This window comes from Deltaproteobacteria bacterium, assembly GCA_029210625.1.
Lineage (GTDB): Bacteria > Myxococcota > Myxococcia > SLRQ01 > SLRQ01 > JARGFU01.
The window spans coordinates 116,327-134,314 of the sequence record JARGFU010000006.1 but is presented as its reverse complement, the minus strand read 5'-3'; the positions used below and the strand labels follow the sequence as shown (position 1 = coordinate 134,314).

15 protein-coding genes are annotated in these 17,988 nt (G+C 71.4%); 5 read left to right on the top strand and 10 right to left on the bottom strand.

What is annotated here, in order from left to right; translation table 11 throughout:
• The 5 genes from P1V51_07460 to P1V51_07440 form a co-directional block, all read right to left on the bottom strand.
• The gene (locus P1V51_07460; GenBank protein ID MDF1562864.1) at positions 1–1,257 is read right to left on the bottom strand and encodes a tetratricopeptide repeat protein; all 1,257 of its coding nucleotides are present in this window, start codon (positions 1,255–1,257) and stop codon (positions 1–3) included.
• A gap of 77 nt (positions 1,258–1,334) precedes the next feature.
• On the bottom strand, positions 1,335–2,327 hold the full coding sequence (locus P1V51_07455; GenBank protein MDF1562863.1) for an NADP-dependent oxidoreductase: 993 nt from the start codon (positions 2,325–2,327) through the stop codon (positions 1,335–1,337).
• 5 nt (positions 2,328–2,332) lie between these two features.
• A complete protein-coding gene (locus tag P1V51_07450; GenBank protein ID MDF1562862.1) occupies positions 2,333–2,986 on the bottom strand; it encodes a class I SAM-dependent methyltransferase in 654 nt (217 codons plus the stop codon).
• Entirely contained in the window at positions 2,983–4,113 is a 1,131-nt protein-coding gene (locus tag P1V51_07445; GenBank protein MDF1562861.1) for a hypothetical protein, read from the bottom strand. The genes P1V51_07450 and P1V51_07445 overlap by 4 nt, the downstream gene beginning before the upstream one ends.
• 56 nt (positions 4,114–4,169) lie before the next feature.
• A complete protein-coding gene (locus tag P1V51_07440) occupies positions 4,170–5,144 on the bottom strand; it encodes a retropepsin-like aspartic protease (protein ID MDF1562860.1) in 975 nt (324 codons plus the stop codon).
• Positions 5,145–5,375: 231 nt separating this feature from the next.
• On the opposite strand from P1V51_07440, the gene P1V51_07435 reads away from it, so the two are divergent.
• Complete coding sequence (locus tag P1V51_07435; GenBank protein MDF1562859.1) at positions 5,376–7,133, top strand: mucoidy inhibitor MuiA family protein; 1,758 nt, start codon at positions 5,376–5,378, stop codon at positions 7,131–7,133.
• 61 nt (positions 7,134–7,194) lie between these two features.
• Positions 7,195–7,773 (top strand): hypothetical protein, encoded by a 579-nt coding sequence (locus tag P1V51_07430; protein MDF1562858.1) that lies wholly within the window; start codon positions 7,195–7,197, stop codon positions 7,771–7,773.
• Positions 7,774–7,776: 3 nt separating this feature from the next.
• On the opposite strand, the gene P1V51_07425 is transcribed toward P1V51_07430, so the two are convergent.
• Positions 7,777–8,235: a hypothetical protein gene (locus tag P1V51_07425; protein MDF1562857.1), complete on the bottom strand. Its 459-nt coding sequence runs from the start codon at positions 8,233–8,235 to the stop codon at positions 7,777–7,779.
• 46 nt (positions 8,236–8,281) lie between these two features.
• Here P1V51_07425 and P1V51_07420 point away from each other — a divergent pair, with 46 nt between their 5' ends.
• Positions 8,282–9,091, top strand: a complete 810-nt coding sequence (locus P1V51_07420; protein MDF1562856.1) for a hypothetical protein — start codon at positions 8,282–8,284, stop codon at positions 9,089–9,091.
• Between the two features lie 4 nt (positions 9,092–9,095).
• Here P1V51_07420 and P1V51_07415 read toward each other — a convergent pair whose 3' ends face one another.
• Positions 9,096–10,166 carry a hypothetical protein gene (locus P1V51_07415; GenBank protein ID MDF1562855.1) on the bottom strand — a complete coding sequence of 357 codons (1,071 nt, stop codon included), beginning with the start codon at positions 10,164–10,166 and terminating at the stop codon, positions 9,096–9,098.
• On the bottom strand, positions 10,163–10,780 hold the full coding sequence (locus P1V51_07410) for a TetR family transcriptional regulator (GenBank protein ID MDF1562854.1): 618 nt from the start codon (positions 10,778–10,780) through the stop codon (positions 10,163–10,165). The genes P1V51_07415 and P1V51_07410 overlap by 4 nt, the downstream gene beginning before the upstream one ends.
• A 220-nt stretch (positions 10,781–11,000) precedes the next feature.
• Between P1V51_07410 and P1V51_07405 the strand changes: the two genes are divergently transcribed.
• Positions 11,001–13,511, top strand: a complete 2,511-nt coding sequence (locus tag P1V51_07405; protein ID MDF1562853.1) for a VIT domain-containing protein — start codon at positions 11,001–11,003, stop codon at positions 13,509–13,511.
• Positions 13,512–13,607: 96 nt separating this feature from the next.
• Complete coding sequence (locus P1V51_07400) at positions 13,608–16,271, top strand: VIT domain-containing protein (GenBank protein MDF1562852.1); 2,664 nt, start codon at positions 13,608–13,610, stop codon at positions 16,269–16,271.
• On the opposite strand, the gene greB is transcribed toward P1V51_07400, so the two are convergent.
• Entirely contained in the window at positions 16,268–16,747 is a 480-nt protein-coding gene (greB, locus tag P1V51_07395; GenBank protein ID MDF1562851.1) for a transcription elongation factor GreB, read from the bottom strand. The genes P1V51_07400 and greB overlap by 4 nt on opposite strands.
• Positions 16,744–17,988, bottom strand: coding sequence for a DUF819 family protein (locus P1V51_07390; protein MDF1562850.1), 1,245 nt, complete (start codon positions 17,986–17,988; stop codon positions 16,744–16,746). Before P1V51_07390 ends, greB begins: the two co-directional genes overlap by 4 nt.

Genomic DNA, 17,988 nt, shown 5'->3' with positions numbered 1-17,988 from the left:
CTACTCGCCCTGGACGAAGCGCTTGAAGCGCAGGACCTGCTTGAAGTCCGGCTTCACGGCGATGGCGCGATCACAGTCGGTGAGCGCCGCCGGGATGTTGCCCATGTCGAAGTGGGTGAGCGCCCGCCCGTAGAGCGTGTCGGCCCAGTAGGGATCGATCGCCAGGGAGCGATCGAAGTCGGCCAGCGCATCGGTGTGGCGCTCGGCCATGCGATAGGCGAGTCCCCGGTTGGTGTAGGCGCGCACCTGGTGGGGCTCGAGCTCGATCGCGGCCGAGAAGTCGGCGATGGCCTTCTCGTACTGGCTCATCGTGAAGTAGGCGATGCCCCGGTGATTGTAGATGGCGTAGGCCGGCTGGACGGCCAGCACCTTCGAGTAGAGGCGGACGGCGGTGTCGAGATCCGCGTCGAGGTGCGCCTGGAGCGCCCGTAGGATCAGGTTGGAGAGGTGGGCGTCGGCGTCCTGGGTCTCGTCGACCGTGCCTGGCCGATCGATCTCACCGAGCTGGGCCCCGGCCGAGATCGGCTCCTCGCCTCGCCAGACCCGCCCCATCTTCTCGGGGATGGTCGAGACCTTGTCCATCAGATCCTGGTGCTGCGCCCGCAGGGTCCGGGAGCGCTGCTTCTGGTAGTCGCGGATCTCCTGGAAGATGGTGTCCGCCAGGGAGAGGGTCGCGTTCAGCGCGATGAGCTTGCGCTGGACCTGATCGTTCACCACGTCGAGGCCCGCCTTGTAGACGAGCTCGTGCTCCACCTCGGCCCAGGCGTCCTGCAGCGTGGTCCGCAGCTGGATCTCCACCTCGGTCACCGAGAGGGGGCCGTGGTCCTCGAGCATCTCCGGCGGCACCGCGATCAGCAGGTGGGTGGAGGTGTAGCCGAACTCGCGCACGGAGAGGGCCGCCCCCTTCTCCTCCTCCTCGGTGAGCTCGAAGTTGTCGCGGAGCAGCTGGTGGACCTTCCCGATGTCCTCCATGAAGGGCACCACGACCCGGATGCCCACGAGGTCGGTGATGAAGAGGAAGGGATCCCGGATCTCCTCCGCCTCCTCGGCGGCCCGCTCGAGGAGCTTGCGAAAGAAGGCGTCAAACTTCTTCACCCGGGTGTGGGCCGAACCGGCGATGCCCTCGTCCTTGAGCATGTCGCTGATCTGGCGGCGCAGGGCCCGGGCCACGACGAGGTAGCGCGCCTCCTCCGACCGATAGCGGTCGAGGAGCGCCTCGCGCTTGTTCCACCAGGAATGGATGACGTCGACAGCCATCGACTTCCCTCTCCTCCGGCCCCCCGGGAGGCCCGCACTATGTTCGCGGGAGCCACCTGCGGCAAGGCCCCGGGCGCTCAAACGTCCAGGTCGAGCACGATCTTCCCCCGGCTGTGGCCCGCCTCGCTCTCCGCGTGGGCCTCGGCGACCCGCTCCAAGGGGTAGACCGAGCCCACCACCGGCTTCAGGGTCCCGGACTCGAAGAGCGCACCGAGGCGCTCCAGTCGCTCGCCGCTCGCCGGCCGCACCGCCAGCCGGAAGCGCACGCCGAGAGACATCCGGGCCCTCACCCAGCAGGTGAAGAGCTGCCAGGCCACCGCGAGCACTCCCAGCCACGGCCCGAAGAGGCGCACGGCGCGGGGCAGGCCGGTGTTGATGGTCACCAGGATGCCCCCCCGGCGAAGGCAGATCACCGAGCGCCGCAGCACCTCGCCGCCCATCGTGTCGAGGACCAGATCCTGGTCGCGCACCACCTCGTCGAAGCGTTGCTCGCGGTAGTCCACGACCGTGGTCGCGCCGAGGGAGCGCACGAAGTCGGCGTTCCGGGCGCTGCAGGTGGTGGTCACCTCCGCGCCGAGGTGCGAGGCGAGCTGGATCGCCAGGCTGCCGACGCCGCCGGCGCCGGACTGGATGAAGACCCGCTGCCCCTCCTGCAGCTCTCCCTTCTCCACCAGGCTCACCCAGGCCGTCAGGCCCGCCAGGGGAATGGACGCCGCCTCCACGTGGGTGAGGGAGGGAGGCTTGTGCGCCACCTCGTCGGCGTTCACCACCACGTAGTCGGCGTAGCCGCCCTGCCGGGTGTGGTGGGGGGAGCAGAAGACCTCGTCGCCGGGCTGGAACGCGCCGACCTCCGGCCCCAGCTCGACCACCTCACCCGAGACGTCCATCCCCAGGATCGCGGGCAGCTTGAGGGGCACGACCGCCCGCTGGTTCCCCTGACGGATCTTCCAGTCCACCGGGTTGATCGCGGCTGCCCGGACCCGCAGCAAGACCTGGCCCGGGCCCGGCTCGGGGCGCGGCACGACGTCGAGATGCAGGTGCTCGGCCCCCCCGTAGGCGTGTAGACGCACGGCCCTCAAGCGGTCTCGCTCCCCGGCGTGGGCCGGCTCAGGCGCGCCAGCTCGAGGGTGGCGCCGTCGACGAAGCGCAAGTGCTCATAGCGCAGCTCCGCGGCGCGGGCGATGGCCTCGACGCCGCCGCGCCGGTAGAAGTCCCGGAAGGCCCGGAAGTGATCCAGCCCCGCCAGGAGCTCGAAGGTGCGGTTGCGCAGCCCGGGGAGGTTGCGGGGCATGGGCACCCGGAAGTCCACGCAGAGGATCGACCGGGAGACCCGGGCCACCTCTTGCAGGAGGGGCGCGCGCACCTTCGCCGGCATCTCGTGGAGCGCCAGCACCAGGGTGGCCTGATCGAAGTGATCGGCGGGGAGCTCGCTCAGGGTGCGGGTGGCGTCTCCGGTGCGGAAGCTCACGTTCTCGAGGCCCGCGGCCTCGGCCCGCTTGCGAGCATGAGCGATCATCGCGGGGGAGAGGTCGACGCCCTCCACCGAGCGGGCCGCCGGCGCCAGCTTGCGCAGCAGCGCGCCGGTGCCGCAGCCAACGTCGAGGAGCACCTGGCCGGGCTCCACCTGCGCGGCGACGAAGGTGTGCAGGCCCTCGAGGAGGGGCTCGAGGAGCGCGCCGTAGACCCCGCCATCGTAGAGCTTGGTCCGGACCTTGGCCTCCCCGCTCACTGCATCTCCGCCTCGGGGAAGACGCCCGCCTGCGCACCCGGCCCCCGCCCGAAGAGGACGTCGTCGAGGAAGGCGGTGGTGTAGTGACGGATGATCCGGTCCGAGGTCGCCAGCGGGAGGTAACCCGAGTCGAGGCAGGCCTGGGGCATGTTGGGCAGCTCGTGACCCGGGCAGCCGTCGGAGCCCAGCTCGATGAGTATGTCGTAGATGAACTGGTTGAGATCCGTGCGCCCCTCGAGGTGGGCCTGGCCCAGCTCGACCAGCCCCATCTCGCACATGTCGGAGAAGGCGAGGTGCCCGGCGCCGGCGATCTGCACGAGGTTGCCGGTGGCAGTGCCCGCGATGCCCTCGCGCATGTCCTGGTCGGTGACGAAGGTGTCGCAGGTGGCGCCCATGGCGAGCACCGGCACCTCCCGGGTGATCGAGCGGGCGCCGGCCAGCTGCAGCAGCGCCACGAAGCGCTCGTCCTCCTGCCCCACCGTGGCGGTGGTGGAGGAGCCGGCCGAGTGCCCGGAGAGGACCAGCCTCTCGAGGTCGAGGGCCTCCTCGAAGAAGCCCTTCTCCTCGACGTTCGCGGCCTCGAGCCAGGTCACGACCTCCGCGACCTGGGGCGGCGCGGGATCGTCGAAGGCCGTTCCGAGGGTGCAGTCGTCGGGGGCCGGATCGAAGACACAGGGGAGGAGGTCGGGGAAGGAGCGGCCGATGTGGTCCGTCGCGACCACGACATAGCCCCGCGAGGCCAGGTGGGTGACCAGATCGATGGACTGGGAGCGGAAGGCCGCGAGGCCGTGGGAGAAGATCACCACCGGGTAGGGGGACTCGGGGACCCGCAGCTCGGCGTCGCGCACCGCGGGCGTCTGCAGGGTCGGCGCGTCGATCTCCCCGACCCGCTCGGTGAACGCGATGGGGATCCACTCGGCGAGGGAGAGGATCTCGGTGGGCTCGCCCGCGACCGCGTCGCTGGCCGGGTACCAGGCCTCGACCACCAGCTCGCCGACGGAGAAGGTCCGCACCCCCACCGGCACCCCGGTCTCGGCCGGATCATCGGGGAGCTGCAGGGGCTCCGGCTTCGGCCCGCAGGCAGCGGCGAAGGCGAGGAGGGCGACGGGGACGAGGGCGCGCTTCATCCCGCCTTCATAGCAGGCGCCTCGCGCTTTCGTCTGCGCCGTGGCCCGGCGGGCCCTCAGTTGCGCCGCAGCCGCACCTCGGCGCGCTTCGAGTCGATCTCGATGAGGAAGTGCTTCTGGAAGCTGCGGCCCAGGAGGTTGTCCGAGCAGCCCCGGCAGATGCTCCCCTCGACCTTCTCGACCACGAAGCCCTCGCCCAGATCGATCGAGTCGATGATCACCACCGGCTGCCGGACCTGACCGTTGGCGGTCCGGTAGACCCGCCAGTCGATGGCGTCCGCGTCCGAGAGTCCCAGCCGGCGAGCCAGCGCCGAGGTGATGGAGACGTCGTGGGCGCCGCTGTCGAAGACGAAGCTGGTGGGCTTCCCGTTCACCAGGGCTCCGACGTCGAAGGTGCTTCCGTTGGCGTCGATGGGGATGACCAGGACCTCGGGGTCGCCAGGCACCGGATCGGGGAGCCCTCCCGGCCCGCCGCCGTCGGCGGGATCCTCGGCCGGCTCGATCGCGCCACCCGACACCGAGCCGTCGGGAACGCCCTCCGCGCCGCCGCCGTCCACCGGACCGCTCCCGCCATCGGCGGTGGGTCCCCCCAGGAGGACACCCCAGGGCGAGCCGCCGTCGACACCCTCGACCACGCCCCCGTCGGTCGGACGCTCGTCGATCTCCACCGGGGCCGGTCCACCATGGCGCGCGGCGAAGCGCAGGGCGTCCACGGTGAGGGAGGCGGTGCCGGTCACGGCCGGCGAGTCCCCCAGGGGGTGGAAGACCCGCGCCCCGTTCCGGGCCAGGAAGGTGTCCGTCCCCTCTCCCGCGAAGAAGAGGATGCCGCCGAGGATCAGGAGGTTCAGGGCGGCCATCAGGCGGGGGCCGATGGCCTTGATGGGCAGCCCGAGGAGGATCGGGAGGACGACCGCCGCTCCCAGGGAGAGCCCGAGGAGGAGCTCGTCCGAGTCGATGAGCTGCCCGGCCCAGGCGGCGTAGACCACCGTCAGGGCGTAGCTGAAGAGGAAGGCGAAGAAGAGGGAGAACACACCCCAGCGACGCTTCCTCTTCTTCGGAAGCGTGGGTCGGCTGGTGATGACGGTGGACTCGGGGTTGGTCAAGGTGGGTCTCCGCGCTCGCTCTTCCCCTATCCTGACGGACGGGTGGCCGTCGAGATCTACGCCGGGAGCCGTGGGAACGACCAACCCCCGGGACAGATCCCGGAGCCGGCTCGTCCGTAGAACCTCCTGGACGTCGTCTATCTTCCTGCAGGAGGCCCCATGCGCCGCTCGATCTCCCTGGCCGCCCGGCTCACGCTGGGCGCGCTCCTCGCACTTCCCTGCCTCGCCCTCGCGGCGACCCTCCCCACCTCGGAGCTGGAGACCCGGATCTCGGCGGTCACGGTCTTCGCGGACCGGGCCCAGGTCACCCGCACCGCCCCCCTGCGCCTCGACGCCGAGGTGAAGGAGGTCGTGGTGCGGGGGCTGCCCGGCTGGATCGACCCCGAGTCGGTGCGGGCGGGCCTCGCCCCCGCGGCCGCCGGGGAGATCCTCGACGTGAGGGTCGAGAAGAGCTTCCTGGTCGAGGCCACCGACGCGTCGGTGAAGGCGGCGGAGGAGAGCCTGCGAGAGATCTCCGATCGCCTGGAGGATCTCCAGGACGAGGAGGCCGTGCTGCGCGCCGAGATCGCCCAGCTCGAGGCCCTGCGGGCCTTCTCGAACGACAAGCTCCCCCGCGACATGGCGACCCGGGACATCGAGGTGAAGACCTACGAGGCCACCTTCGACTTCCTCGGCAGCGGGCTGCGGGAGGCCCGCGCCGCCCTGCGCAAGGTCGGCCGCCAGCGCCGCGCCCTCGAGCCCGAGCTCTCGGCGCGCTCCCTGACCCTGAGCGAGCTGCGCTCCCGCACCCAGCTGGTGCAGCAGTCGGTGCACCTGCAGATCCGGGGCAAGGGCAAGGCCGAGCTGAACCTCTCCTACCTGACCAGCGGCGCGACCTGGGAGCCGGTGGGCGAGCTGCGGGCCCGCGCCGAGGGCCGGGCGGTCTCGATGCTGCAGGCCGCCTCGGTGGTGCAGACCACCGGTGAGGACTGGGAGGGGGCGAAGCTCACCTTCTCCACCCAGCTGCCCCGGGAGACCCTGGTCGTCCCCGAGGTGCAGGCCCTCCTCCTGGGAGACGACGGGGTGGGCCTGGGCGAGGCGGTGAACCGGGCGACCGAGTCCTTCCAGAAGGCGCGCTCGAGCTACCTGCTCCAGAACGAGCTCGCCAACAAGGCGAACCCCGAGTGGCGCATGCAGCTCGAGCACCAGCAGCAGGTCGAGCAGCGCGCCACCGCCGCCTTCGAGAGCCTCGCGGCCCGGGGCACCACCGCCCACTTCGAGGCGCTCGCCCAGCGAACGGTGCGCAGCGACGGCAAGACCGTCCGGGTGCCCATCGCCCGGGCGAGCTTCGACGCCGGCCTGAAGCTCGTGGCGGTGCCGGAGGTCTCCCTCAACGTGATCCGCACGGCGGCCCTGATGAACACCTCCGAGCAGTCGATCCTGCCGGGCCGGACGGCCCTCTACCTGGACGGCGCCTTCGTGGGCACCAGCGAGCTGCCCTTCGTGGCGCCGCGGGAGTCCTTCTCGACCTTCCTCGGGATCCACGAGGGCGTGAAGCTCGAGCGCACCATCGACCGGGAGCGCAGCTCGATCGACCGCGGGCGGCGCCGCACGACGGTCACCGCCTCCTTCCTGATCTCCGCGGAGAACCTCGGGCTCGAGGCGGTCCGCCTGGAGGTGGGCGATCGGGTGCCGGTGCCGCAGAACGAGGACCTCGAGCTCGACGACGTGGAGATCCCGAAGGGGGCGGCCCGCGACGCCGACGGAGTCGTGAAGTGGGTCGCGGACCTGACGCCCGGCAGCAAGACGGTCTGGCGCATCGAGTACACCCTCGAGTACCCGAACGACTTCCTCGCCCGCGGGCGGCCGGCCGCCAGCCACCCGGCCAAGCAGCGGATGATCTACGACCAGGTCCAGGCCCTGGAGAGCGCGCTCTAGAAACGCGTTGCCAACGCCGCTTCCGGTCTGCCACATTCCAAGGGTGATGGTCCGGGCTCTGATGTTCCTCCTGGCCGCCTCGGCGGTGGGGTCGGCGTTCGCCGCGCCGCCGGCGGAGCTGAGCGAGGCCAAGCTCGATCAGGGCGAGGTCTTCGTCTGGACCGAGAAGGTCGAGGGCTATGAGCACCCCCGCCTGATCACCACCGCGGTGATCGACGCCACGCCCGCCGATGTCTACGAGGTCACCACCAACTGCGACCGCTGGGTCGATCGCATGCCGCGGATGAAGACGGGGAAGACGGTCAAGAAGACCGCCGACAGCCACGTCTGCGAGTCGACCCTGGACATGCCCTTCCCCTTCTCCGACCTGGTCGCCGTCACCATCGACAAGCGCAAAGAGGGGCCCGACGAGTGGTACCGGAAGTGGCACCTCCTGGAGGGCAAGGAGAGCGACTACCTGACCCTGATCGGCTCCTATGTCTTCCGGCCCTTCAAGGGTGACCCGAAGCGCACGCTCCTGCGCTACGAGATCCTCGCCATCCCCAAGAGCGCTGTGCCCGACTTCATCCGCCACAAGGCGCAGATGAACTCGATGCCCAACCTCGTGAAGCGCATCCGGGACGAGGTGAAGAAGCTGTAGCGGTCAGGACGCCGCGACGATCCGGCAGGCGAGGAGCTCGTCCTCACCCAGGATGTAGACGTAGGTGCGCCCCGCCGGGAAGCCCGTGGGGAAGAGGAGCAGGGTCCGGCCCTGCTCGAGCTGACGGCGCGCGAAGCGGCTCCAGTCGTCGGTGGGGTCGCCGCAGTCCCCCCTCCCCTCCAGGACGAAGGACCAGGCGGCCACGGACGCCAGGCTCGCGCCGGGCTCCAGCACCTCGGGCGAGGCAGAGTGGATCTCCAGGATCTTGGCCCGGGGGCTGCCCAGGGGGAGGACCGCGTCCCGCCGGCTCCACTCCGTGACGGCCGCCTCGCTCCAGCCCTGGAGGCCCGTGACCCCCACCACCGCAGCGGTGAGGAAGACCACCACGGTGCCGATCCAGAAGCGGCTGCCCCGGGCGCCTCCCCTCGCTGCCCGCTTCTCGCCGCCTGGACCCCTGCTCATGTCTGCATCCTAGATCCTCCGGGGGCCTCGTGCGTTCGAAGGGGCCATGAGCACCCTGTCCCTTCGCTCCCTCCTCCTCGTCCTCCCGGCCCTCCTCCTCGGCTCCCCGGCCCGGGGGTGGCAGGAGCCGGCGCGCAAGTCCCTGTTCCTCGGAGAGCTCGAGGTCTGGCCTCCGGTGGACACGGTCATCCCCACCGTTGGGGTGATCCTCCTGGAGGGCTCGGAGAGCTACCGCGAGCAGATCGAGCGGGCCGCCGGGCGGGCCATCCTCGAGGACCAGGGCCGGGGGGTGAAGCTGAACGTGCTGCAGATGGGGCCGGGCGAGCACCGGGGGACCCTGCAGGTGCTGCTGAAGCCGGCGGTGCCCCTCCAGGCGAACACCGAATACACCCTGCGGCTCTCGGCCGGGGAGCCGAGCTACCGGATCTACAACCCGCGCATCCGGCAGCCGGGCGGCGAGCGCAAGCCGGCCCGGTGGAAGACCGGCCCCTGGCAGGACCCCGGGGCGACCGTCGCGCCGCCCGCCATCGAGGGCGAGATCCTCCAGGTCATCGCCTGCCGCCTCAGCGACCGGGAGAACGGCCTCGATCTCGCCGCGAAGATCCCCGGCGCGGCCGAGCACTCCCTGATCCAGGTCCGACTCCACCGGGCGGATACGGAGCCGGGCTCCGAGGCCGGCGCGCTGACCGAGTGCCTCAGCCGCGCCTGGCAGGGTGGGCGGGAGACCAGCTCCTTTCGCACCTGCTCCCTGCCCGAGGAGGTGAGGCCGGAGAAGGTCCGGATCGAGCTGCGCCCCGTCGACGCCCACGGCACCCGGGGAGCCCCGGTCTCGATCGAGCGCCCCTGGGTCGGCTGAGAGGCTAGAGCGAGGCCAGCTCCCGCTCGAGGTTGGCCCGCGCCCGCGCCTCCAGGCGCGCGCGGTGATCCGGGGTGAGGAAGAGGGCCGGCCGGGCGAGCCAGCCCTCCAGGAGCCGGCGCCGCCCGCGCCGCCAGCGGCGGTGGGAGACCCAGGCCCACTCCGACCGCACGGCGCTCAGGTAGGCGTCGTAGTCCCCGGGGAGGGCGCCCAGGATGGAGAGGTCGAGGTCGACCATCAGGGAGGGGTCCCCCGGCGCGGGCGCGGCCCGGTGGCGGGTCGCGAGGATCGCCTCCTCGATCGCCGCGAGCCGGACCGGATCGGCGCCGCCGCCCTCGAGCTGCTGCCGGGCGAGGGCGGCCGAGGCCTGCTCGTCCTCCTCACCCCCGGGGACCTGGATGGCGTCGTGGAAGAAGATGGCCAGCTGGAGGGCCGCGCGATCCTCGACGGGCCCCGGGTGGCGCTCGAGGCCCGCGAGGAGCGCCTGGACGTGGGTCAGGGTGTGGTAGCGCCGGTGCGGTTCGGCGTGGCGGCGCACCAGATCGCCGAAGGCCGGCGCGGGGTCTCCCTTGCAGCCGAGCGCCTGCCAGGCCGCAGCGAAGAGGGCGGCCAGGGCCTCGCGCTCGGGGACCGGGAGCGGTGTCGGCGCCTCGGACCGCAGCCGGGCCAGCCGCCAGCGAGCGTAGCGGCGGCGCAGGCCCACCCTCCAGCCCCGCAGGAGGGTGCGCGGGGTGAGGAGGAGGTCGCGCCCGGCCCGCAGCCCGCGCTTGAGGGAGAGGAAGAGCAGACCCCAGCGCTTGCCGGCCACGCTGCCGGAGGGCAGCAGGTGGACGTGGGCCCGGGGGACGCGGCGGGTCCGCGCCCCGTTGAAGAGCACCGAGAAGGCCTCGGGGTCGCCCAGTGCCTCCTGGCCCAGCCGGCGGGCGAGCTGCCGGGCGAGGGCCAGGAGCGCCACCTCGTCGCCCGGCGAGGCGGGGGTCTCCAGGACGAGCACCCGGTAGTGGGGCAGGAAGGGGACCCGGGGGTCCATCAGCCGGGCCACCGCCCCGCCGGGGAGCCGGTAGGCGGCCGTCATTCGGCCACCGGGGGCTGCGCGTCCAGCAGGCCGAAAGCGATCCTGCGGGCGGTCGCGGCCGCCGTCCCCTCGGGGACCAGGCCGGGGACCGCCGCGGCGAGACCGAAGTAGCCCTCCACCGTGGCCATGAGCCCGGCCGCGATGGCGCCGACCCCGCCCCCCGCCCGGCCCTCTGCCCGGCAGGCCGCGAGGCTCTCCCGCCGCAGGCGGGCCACGGTCTGGCTGACGAAGGTCTGATAGGCAGCGCGCACGGCGGGGTGCCGGATCGCCTCCGCGCCGATGAGGGTCCAGCAAGCCACCGCGTCGGGGTCGCTGCCGCTGCCGGTGGCCAGGAGGGCCTCGAGGACAGCCCCCAGCCGCTCCCGGGGATCGGGGCCGGCCGCCGCCAGGCGCTCGTCCATCCGGGCCTCGGCCCGGCCGGTCAGGTCGTCGACGAGGGCCAGCAGCACCTCCTCCTTGCTGCCGAAGTGGTAGTGCACCAGCCCCGGCGCCAGGCCCGCGGCCTCGGCGATCCGGCTCACCGTCGCCTTCTCGTAGCCGTGCTCGGCCATCACCCTCCGGAGGGCCTCGACGATCTCGCCACGGCGGGCGTCGGTGTTGCTGGGGCGGGCCATTTGTTGGTTGGTCAACCAAATAATAAACACTCCCCCGGAGGGGGTCAAGGCGATAGATCCTTTCCGGCCGCTCGTACGTCGAAGAGAGGGTGAGTGAGACCCTGCCCCGCCCGGGATGGAGGCGAGGGGCCCTTCGGTCGTAGGATGAGCTGCGCCGGGGGGCGGCCTGCTGGCCCGTCTTGCCCCGATCCCAAGCCCCCAAAGCGAAATGGAGCAAGCCATGCCGCGCCTGCGCGATCTCTCCTGGCTCGTCGCCCTCTCCCTGTGCACCCTGGTCCTGCCCGCCAACGCCAAGACCTCCCTGAGCCCCTCGGCGGCCCTGGAGTCGGCCGGCGCCAAGGTCGGAGCGGGCTGGGCCAGCTTCCCGCGGAAGCCCACCGACCGCATCGACTTCGGCGAGGATCGGACCCTGGCGCCCTACCTCTACGTGTCCGGAGGTGATCCCCGCACCGACCGCCTGCCCCTGAAGGAGACCTCCGCCGACGTGCACATCGCCGGGGTCATCGCCCAGGCGAAGGTGCGGCAGGTCTTCGAGAACGACGGGAAGAAGCCCATCGAGGCGATCTACGTCTTCCCGGGCTCCACCCGGGCCGCGGTGCACGGCATGCGGATGCGCATCGGTGACCGGACGGTCGAGGCCAAGATCGAGAAGAAGGCCGAGGCCCGGGCGCAGTACGAGCAGGCCAAGCGCGAGGGTAAGCGGGCCAGCCTCCTCGAGCAGAACCGCCCCAACGTCTTCACCATGAACGTGGCGAACCTGATGCCGGGCGACCGGATCGAGGTCGAGCTCGACTACTCCGAGCTGCTCCTGCCCGAGGACGGCCTCTACGAGTTCGTCTACCCGAGCGTCGTCGGTCCGCGCTTCACCGGCGGTTCGAAGGAGACCTGGGCGAACAACCCGCACCTGCCCGCCGGCAAGCCCGAGCCCTACAAGTTCGGCATCGACGTCCGCCTCGAGACCGGCATCCCCCTCAAGGAGGTGAAGAGCCCCTCGCACGAGATCCGGGTGAAGAACCCCTCCCCCCAGAGCGCGGTGGTGGAGCTGGCGAAGTCCGGTGGCGGCAACAAGGACTTCGTCCTTCGCTACCGCCTCGCCGGCAACGAGATCGAGACGGGGCTGCTCCTCTACGAGCACGAGGGCGAGAAGTTCTTCCTGATGATGCTCGAGCCGCCGCAGCGGCCGAAGCCCAAGGCCATCCCCAACCGGGAGTACGTCTTCCTCCTCGACGTCTCCGGCTCGATGCGGGGCTACCCCCTGAACACCGCCAAGCAGCTGATGAGGAAGCTGCTGGGCCAGCTGCGGGTCGACGACTACTTCAACGTCGCCTTCTTCTCGGGCAGCTCCTGGATGATGAGCAGCGAGGGCAGCCTGCCGGCCACCGATGCGAACATCGCCGCGGCCACCGCCCTGGTGGACCAGCGCATGGGCGGCGGCGGCACCCGCCTGATGGACGGCCTGCGCACCGCCTACGCGGCCCCCCGGCCGCACGAGGGCCTCTCCCGCAGCGTCATCGTGGTCACCGACGGCTACGTGATGGTGGAGAGCCAGGCCTTCAAGTGGGTGCGGGAGCACCTCGACGAGGCCAACGTCTTCTCCTTCGGCATCGGCACCTCGGTGAACCGCGCCCTGATCGAGGGCCTGGCCCGGGCGGGCCAGGGTGAGCCCTTCATCGTCTTCGGGCCGGACAAGGCCGCCGGCGTGGCCGAGCGCCTCGGGGAGTACATCCGCGAGCCCGTGCTCTCGAAGATCAGCTACAGCTTCGACGGCTTCCAGGCGAAGGAGGTCGCTCCGATGAAGCTGCCGGACCTGATGGCCCGGCGCCCCCTGGTGCTCTTCGGCAAGTACGAGGGTGAGGCCAGCGGCACCATCACCGTGAAGGGGCACACCGGCGAGGGGCCCGTCACCATGAAGGTGAAGGTCGACGACTTCCGGGCCGAGGCGGTGAACGCCCCGATCCGCTACCTCTGGGCCCGCAAGTGGGTCTCCTTCATGTCGGACGAGCTGATCATGGCCAACGGGCACCAGGAGCTGGTCGACGTCATCACCGACCTGGGCCTCTCCTACAACCTGCTCACCGACTACACCTCCTTCGTGGCGGTGGACTCCGAGGTGGTGAACAAGGGCGGCGAGGGCGAGGCGGTCCGCCAGGCCCTCCCCATGCCCGAGGGCGTCTCCAACGCCGCGGTGGCCCAGACCAAGAGCCTGAGCGTCGCGCCGAGCAGCGCCATGCGGCGGGCCCCCTCGCGCTCGCGGGCCGCGGCCGAGGAGATGGCCATGCCCTCCAGCCCGGCCCCGTCCATGGCGCCGCCGCCGAGCCCCGCGCCCTCCCTGGGCACCCTCGGGGGTGGCATGGCCAGCGGGCGCGGAGGCATGGCGGTCAAGAAGGAGAGCCACGCCAGCCGCGAGCGGGAGGACGCCCTCGAGGGCCGGGGCGGCGCCGCGCGCTTCCTGGTCAGCAAGGCCTCCCCCACCGGCCTCTCCGATCCGAAGCCGGTCGTGGCCGCGCTGGAGAAGAAGCTGGCCTCCCTCACCGCGGCCTGCGGGAGCAAGGGCACCAAGGTCCAGCTCGAGCTCACCTTCGGCGCCGGCGGCAAGATCGTGGCGGTGAAGGTCGTGGGCGGCGATCAGGCCCTCGGCCAGTGCCTGACGGCGAAGCTCAAGGGCTTCACGGTCGCCAAGGCCACCAAGGGCGCCAAGCTGGTCCTCGGGCTGATGGTGATCCGGGTCTAGGGCGCGGGTTCCCACCCGTTACAGAGCGTTGACAGACGGCGCGCCGATCGCGCGCGTAGCCTGGGTTCATCCTCGAACGTGCTGGAGGAGGAACCCATGCACCGCACGATCGCCCCCGCCCTGCTCGCCGCCCTGCTGCTCGGCCTCACCCCCGAGGCCCACGCCGGCCTGGCTCGCCTCTCACCCTCCCTCGCCCTGTCCAGGAGCGGCGCCCGCCTGGGCTCCTCCCGGGGCACCTTCCCGGACCGGGCCGGAGCGGCGGCCGGCGCCGCCGAGGATCGGACCCTGGCACCCTATCTGCGAGCCGAGGGGAGCGGCGCCGCCGCCGAGCGCCTGCCCCTGCGGGAGGTCTCCGCCGAGGTCCGGATCGTCGGCGTCATCGCTCAGGTGAAGGTCCAGCAGGTCTTCGAGAACGACGGAGGCTGGCCGATCGATGCGGTCTACGTCTTCCCGGGCTCCACCCGCGCCGCCGTGCACGGGATGCGCATGACGATCGGAGACCGGAGGGTCGAGGCCCGGATCAACGAGAAGGCCGAGGCGCGGCAGCAGTACGAGGAGGCCCGGGCCGAGGGCAAGCGGGCCAGCCTGCTCGAGCAGGAGCGGCCCAACGTCTTCACCATGCGCGTCGCGAACCTGATGCCGGGCGACCGCGTCGAGGTCGAGCTCGACTACACCGAGCTGCTCGTCCCGCGGGAGGGAGACTACGAGTTCGTCTACCCCGCGGTGGTCGGCCCCCGCTTCACCGGCGGCGACCGGGAGTCGGCGGAGGCCTTCGCCGGGGGCGCCCACCTGCCCGCCGGCCAGCCGGAGCCCTACCGCTACGATCTCGAGGTCCGCCTCGAGTCGGCCATCCCGATCAAGGCGCTCGACTCCCCGACCCACGAGCTGCACGTCCGGCGCCCCTCCCCCGAGAGCGCCATCGTCGATCTGGCGAAGTCCGGCGGCGGAGACCGGGACTTCGTGCTGCGCTACCGCCTCGCCGGGGACCAGATCGAGAGCGGCCTCCTCCTCTACGAGGATCCCGAGAACGAGAGCGAGAAGTACTTCCTGCTCATGGTGGAGCCGCCGGCGCGCCCCCGGCCCGAGGAGCTCACCCCCCGCGAGTTCGTCTTCCTCCTGGACGTCTCCGGCTCGATGCAGGGCTTCCCCCTGGACACCGCCAAGAGCCTGATGGCGCGCCTCCTCGGCCAGCTGAAGGAGTCCGACTACTTCAACATCACCTTCTTCTCGGGCGGCTCGTGGACGATGAGCGAGGAGGGCTCGATCCCGGCGAGCGAGGAGAACATCGAGGAGGCCCTCGCGCTGGTCGACGATCAGCGGGGCGGCGGTGGCACCCAGCTCATGGACGGCCTGCGCGCCGCCTACGAGGCCCCGCGGCCCCGGGAGGCCGTCTCCCGGAGCGTCATCGTGGTCACCGACGGCTACGTGAACGTGGAGACCCAGTCCTTCAAGTGGGTCCGGGAGCACCTGGACGAGGCGAACCTCTTCGCCTTCGGCATCGGGAGCTCGGTGAACCGCGCCCTCATCGAGGGCCTCGCCCGCGCGGGCCAGGGCGAGCCCTTCGTGGTCCTCGAGCCCTCCGCGGCCGGCGGCGTCGCGGAGCACCTCGCCGAGTACGTCCAGGATCCCGTCTTCTCCCGGATCGGCTACGGCTTCGAGGACTTCCGCGCCGTCGAGGTCGCCCCGGGCAAGCTGCCCGATCTGATGGCCCGGCGGCCCCTGATCCTCTTCGGCATGTACAAGGGCGAGGCCGAGGGGACCATCACCCTCGAGGGCTGGAACGCCGACGGCCTCCACCGGCAGGTCGTGCGAGTGGAGGACTCCCGGCCCAGCGAGGCGAACGCCCCCCTGCGGCACCTCTGGGCGCGAAAGTGGATCTCCCTCCTCTCGGACGAGCTCGCCATGGCCGGTGACGCCCCGGAGCTGGTCCAAATGATCACGCAGCTCGGGCTCTCCCACCGTCTGCTCACCCAGTACACCTCCTTCCTGGCCGTCGACTCGGCGGTGGTGAACCCGGGTGGGAGCAGCACCACGGTCCACCAGCCCGGCCCCCTGCCCGCCGGCGTCCCGAACCAGGCCGTGGCCGCCGCGCCCAACGGCGGGACCCCGACGGTGACGGCCCCCCGGCGCTACGCCGGCGGCGAGCGCAGCCGGGCCACCCTCCAGACCCTGATCACCGGCGAGCGCACCCGGGCCCTGGGGACCAAGCGCTCGCGGATGATCCAGGTCATCAAGGGCGGCAGCGGCGAGACGAGCTCTGCCAGCGGAGGGAGCTGGAGCGGCGGGAGCCCGCCGATGCCCGCCTCGCGCCCCGAGACCGAGCGCACCCGCACCACCTACCAGACCCTGCTCACCGGAGAGCGGGCGCGGGCCCTCGGAGAGCAGCGGCAGCGGATGATCGAGGTCCACGAGGGCAAGAGCGGCAAGACCGAGAAGGTCGCCGCCCGGCCCATCGGTGACCGCGACGGCCCCACCCTCCTGGTCACCGGCCACTCCGCCACCCTCCTCTCCACTCCTCTGGGGATCATCGAGGCCCTGGAGAAGCACTTCGGCGGGCTCGCCCGCGCCTGCTTCGCCAAGGGCAAGGCGATCGAGGTGGAGCTCTCCTTCGACGCCGAGGGAAAGGTCAGCGGGGTGAAGGTCCTCGGCGGCGACGAGGTGCTCGGCCGCTGCCTGGCCCCGAAGATGAAGGGGCTGCGGACGGGAGTGAAGGTGGAGAACGCGAAGGCGCGCCTCACCCTCGAGCTGCTGGTGATCTAGAGGTCGTAGTCGATCGCCAGGATGGTCAGCTCTCGCTGGCCGCGGGGCGTGTGGACGAGCACCTCGTCGTCCACCGCCTTGCGCAGCAGGGCCCGGGCGATGGGCGACTCGATGCTGATGTCACCCTTCGCGCTGTCGGTCTCGTCGGGTCCGACGATGCGGTAGCGGTGCTCCTCGCCCTCCTCGTCCTCGACGGTGACCCGGGCCCCGAAGAAGACCCGCCCCGCCTGGCTCTCCTCCGGCTCGACGATCGTCAGACGATCGAGGAGGCGCGAGAGGTAGCGGATCCGGCGGTCGATCTCCCGCAGCTTGCGCTTGCCGTACTTGTACTCGGCGTTCTCCGACCGATCGCCATGAGCGGCCGCGGTCGCGACCTCCTCGACGATCTTCGGCCGCTCCACCTTCCAGAGCTGCTCGTACTCCCGCTCCAGCCTCCGGAAGCCACCCCGGGTGATGTAGCGCTTGCCTTCGCTCACGGCGCCACCGCCTGCATGATCAGCCCGCAGATCCAGGCGGCGTAGGTGCCCAGGGCATAGCCGAGGACGGCCATCATCACGCCCACCGGGGCGAGGACCGGATGGAAGGCCGAGGCGACCACCGGCGCCGAGGCGGCGCCGCCGATGTTGGCCTGGCTGCCCACCGCGACGAAGAAGAAGGGGGCCTTGATCAGGTAGCCGACGCCCAGCATCAGGCCGGCGTGGATGGCGATCCAGATGAAGCCCACCAGGAAGAGGCCAGGCCGGTCGAAGATGGCCATCAGGTTCATCTTCATGCCGATGGTGGCGACGAGGACGTAGAGGAGCACCGAGCCCACGCGGGAGGCCCCCGCCCCCTCGAGCTCGCGCAGGCGGGTGAGGGAGGCGACGATCCCGAGGGCGGTGGCGATCACGATCAGCCAGAAGAAGCCCGAGGTGAGGCTGAAGCGCTGGAGGATGGGCCAGTTCGCCTCGAAGGTGGGGGCCAGCCAGTCGGCGCCGACGTGGGCGAGGGCGGTGATCCCCAGCCCCACTCCGAGGATGGCGAAGAGGTCCGTGGTCGAGGGGATGCGCGCGTGCCGGGCCTGGTAGGCCTCGACCTTCTCCCGCAGGGCCTCGATGGCCGAGTCGTCGGCCCCGGTGCGCCGATCGATCTGCCTGGAGATGCCCGCCCCGAAGAGGAGAAAGGCCATCCAGACGTTGGCCACCAGGACGTCCACGGCGATCCAGGCGCTGAAGATCTCGTCGCCGACCTCGAAGACCTCCTTCATGGCCGCCTGGTTCGCGCCGCCGCCGATCCAGGAGCCCGCCAGGGTGGCCATGCCCCGCCAGACGGCCTCGGGGCCGGCGCCCCCCACCGTCTCGGGCGAGAAGGCCGAGACGATCAGGATCGCCAGCGGTCCCCCGACGACGATCCCCACGGTGCCGGTGAGGAACATCAAGAGGATCTTGCCACCGAGGCGGCGGATGGCCGGCAAATCGAGGCTCAGGGTGAGCAGGACCAGCGCCGCGGGCAGGAGGTAGCGTGAGGCCACGAAGTAGAGCTGCGAGTGCTCGCCGCTGATGATCCCGACCGTGCCCAGCAGGCCGGGCACGAAGTAGCAGAGTAGGAGCGCCGGGACGAAGCGGTAGAAGCGCTTCCATCCGGGGCGCTCGCTGGTGCTGGTCCAGAAGATCAGGGCCAGGATCACCACGAGGATCCCCAGGACGACGGCGTCGTTGGTGATCAGCGGGGTCTGCAC

Bases quoted from the DNA above. Each gene is read 5' to 3' on its own strand.
- P1V51_07420 (MDF1562856.1), top strand. From the start codon at position 8,282: ATGAGCACCCTGTCCCTTCGCTCCCTCCTCCTCGTCCTCCCGGCCCTC.
- P1V51_07435 (MDF1562859.1), top strand. From the start codon at position 5,376: ATGCGCCGCTCGATCTCCCTGGCCGCCCGGCTCACGCTGGGCGCGCTC.
- P1V51_07445 (MDF1562861.1), bottom strand. From the start codon at position 4,113: ATGAAGCGCGCCCTCGTCCCCGTCGCCCTCCTCGCCTTCGCCGCTGCC.
- P1V51_07415 (MDF1562855.1), bottom strand. From the start codon at position 10,166: ATGACGGCCGCCTACCGGCTCCCCGGCGGGGCGGTGGCCCGGCTGATG.
- P1V51_07405 (MDF1562853.1), top strand. From the start codon at position 11,001: ATGCCGCGCCTGCGCGATCTCTCCTGGCTCGTCGCCCTCTCCCTGTGC.
- P1V51_07410 (MDF1562854.1), bottom strand. From the start codon at position 10,780: ATGGCCCGCCCCAGCAACACCGACGCCCGCCGTGGCGAGATCGTCGAG.
- P1V51_07430 (MDF1562858.1), top strand. From the start codon at position 7,195: ATGTTCCTCCTGGCCGCCTCGGCGGTGGGGTCGGCGTTCGCCGCGCCG.
- P1V51_07460 (MDF1562864.1), bottom strand. From the start codon at position 1,257: ATGGCTGTCGACGTCATCCATTCCTGGTGGAACAAGCGCGAGGCGCTC.
- P1V51_07400 (MDF1562852.1), top strand. From the start codon at position 13,608: ATGCACCGCACGATCGCCCCCGCCCTGCTCGCCGCCCTGCTGCTCGGC.
- P1V51_07425 (MDF1562857.1), bottom strand. From the start codon at position 8,235: ATGAGCAGGGGTCCAGGCGGCGAGAAGCGGGCAGCGAGGGGAGGCGCC.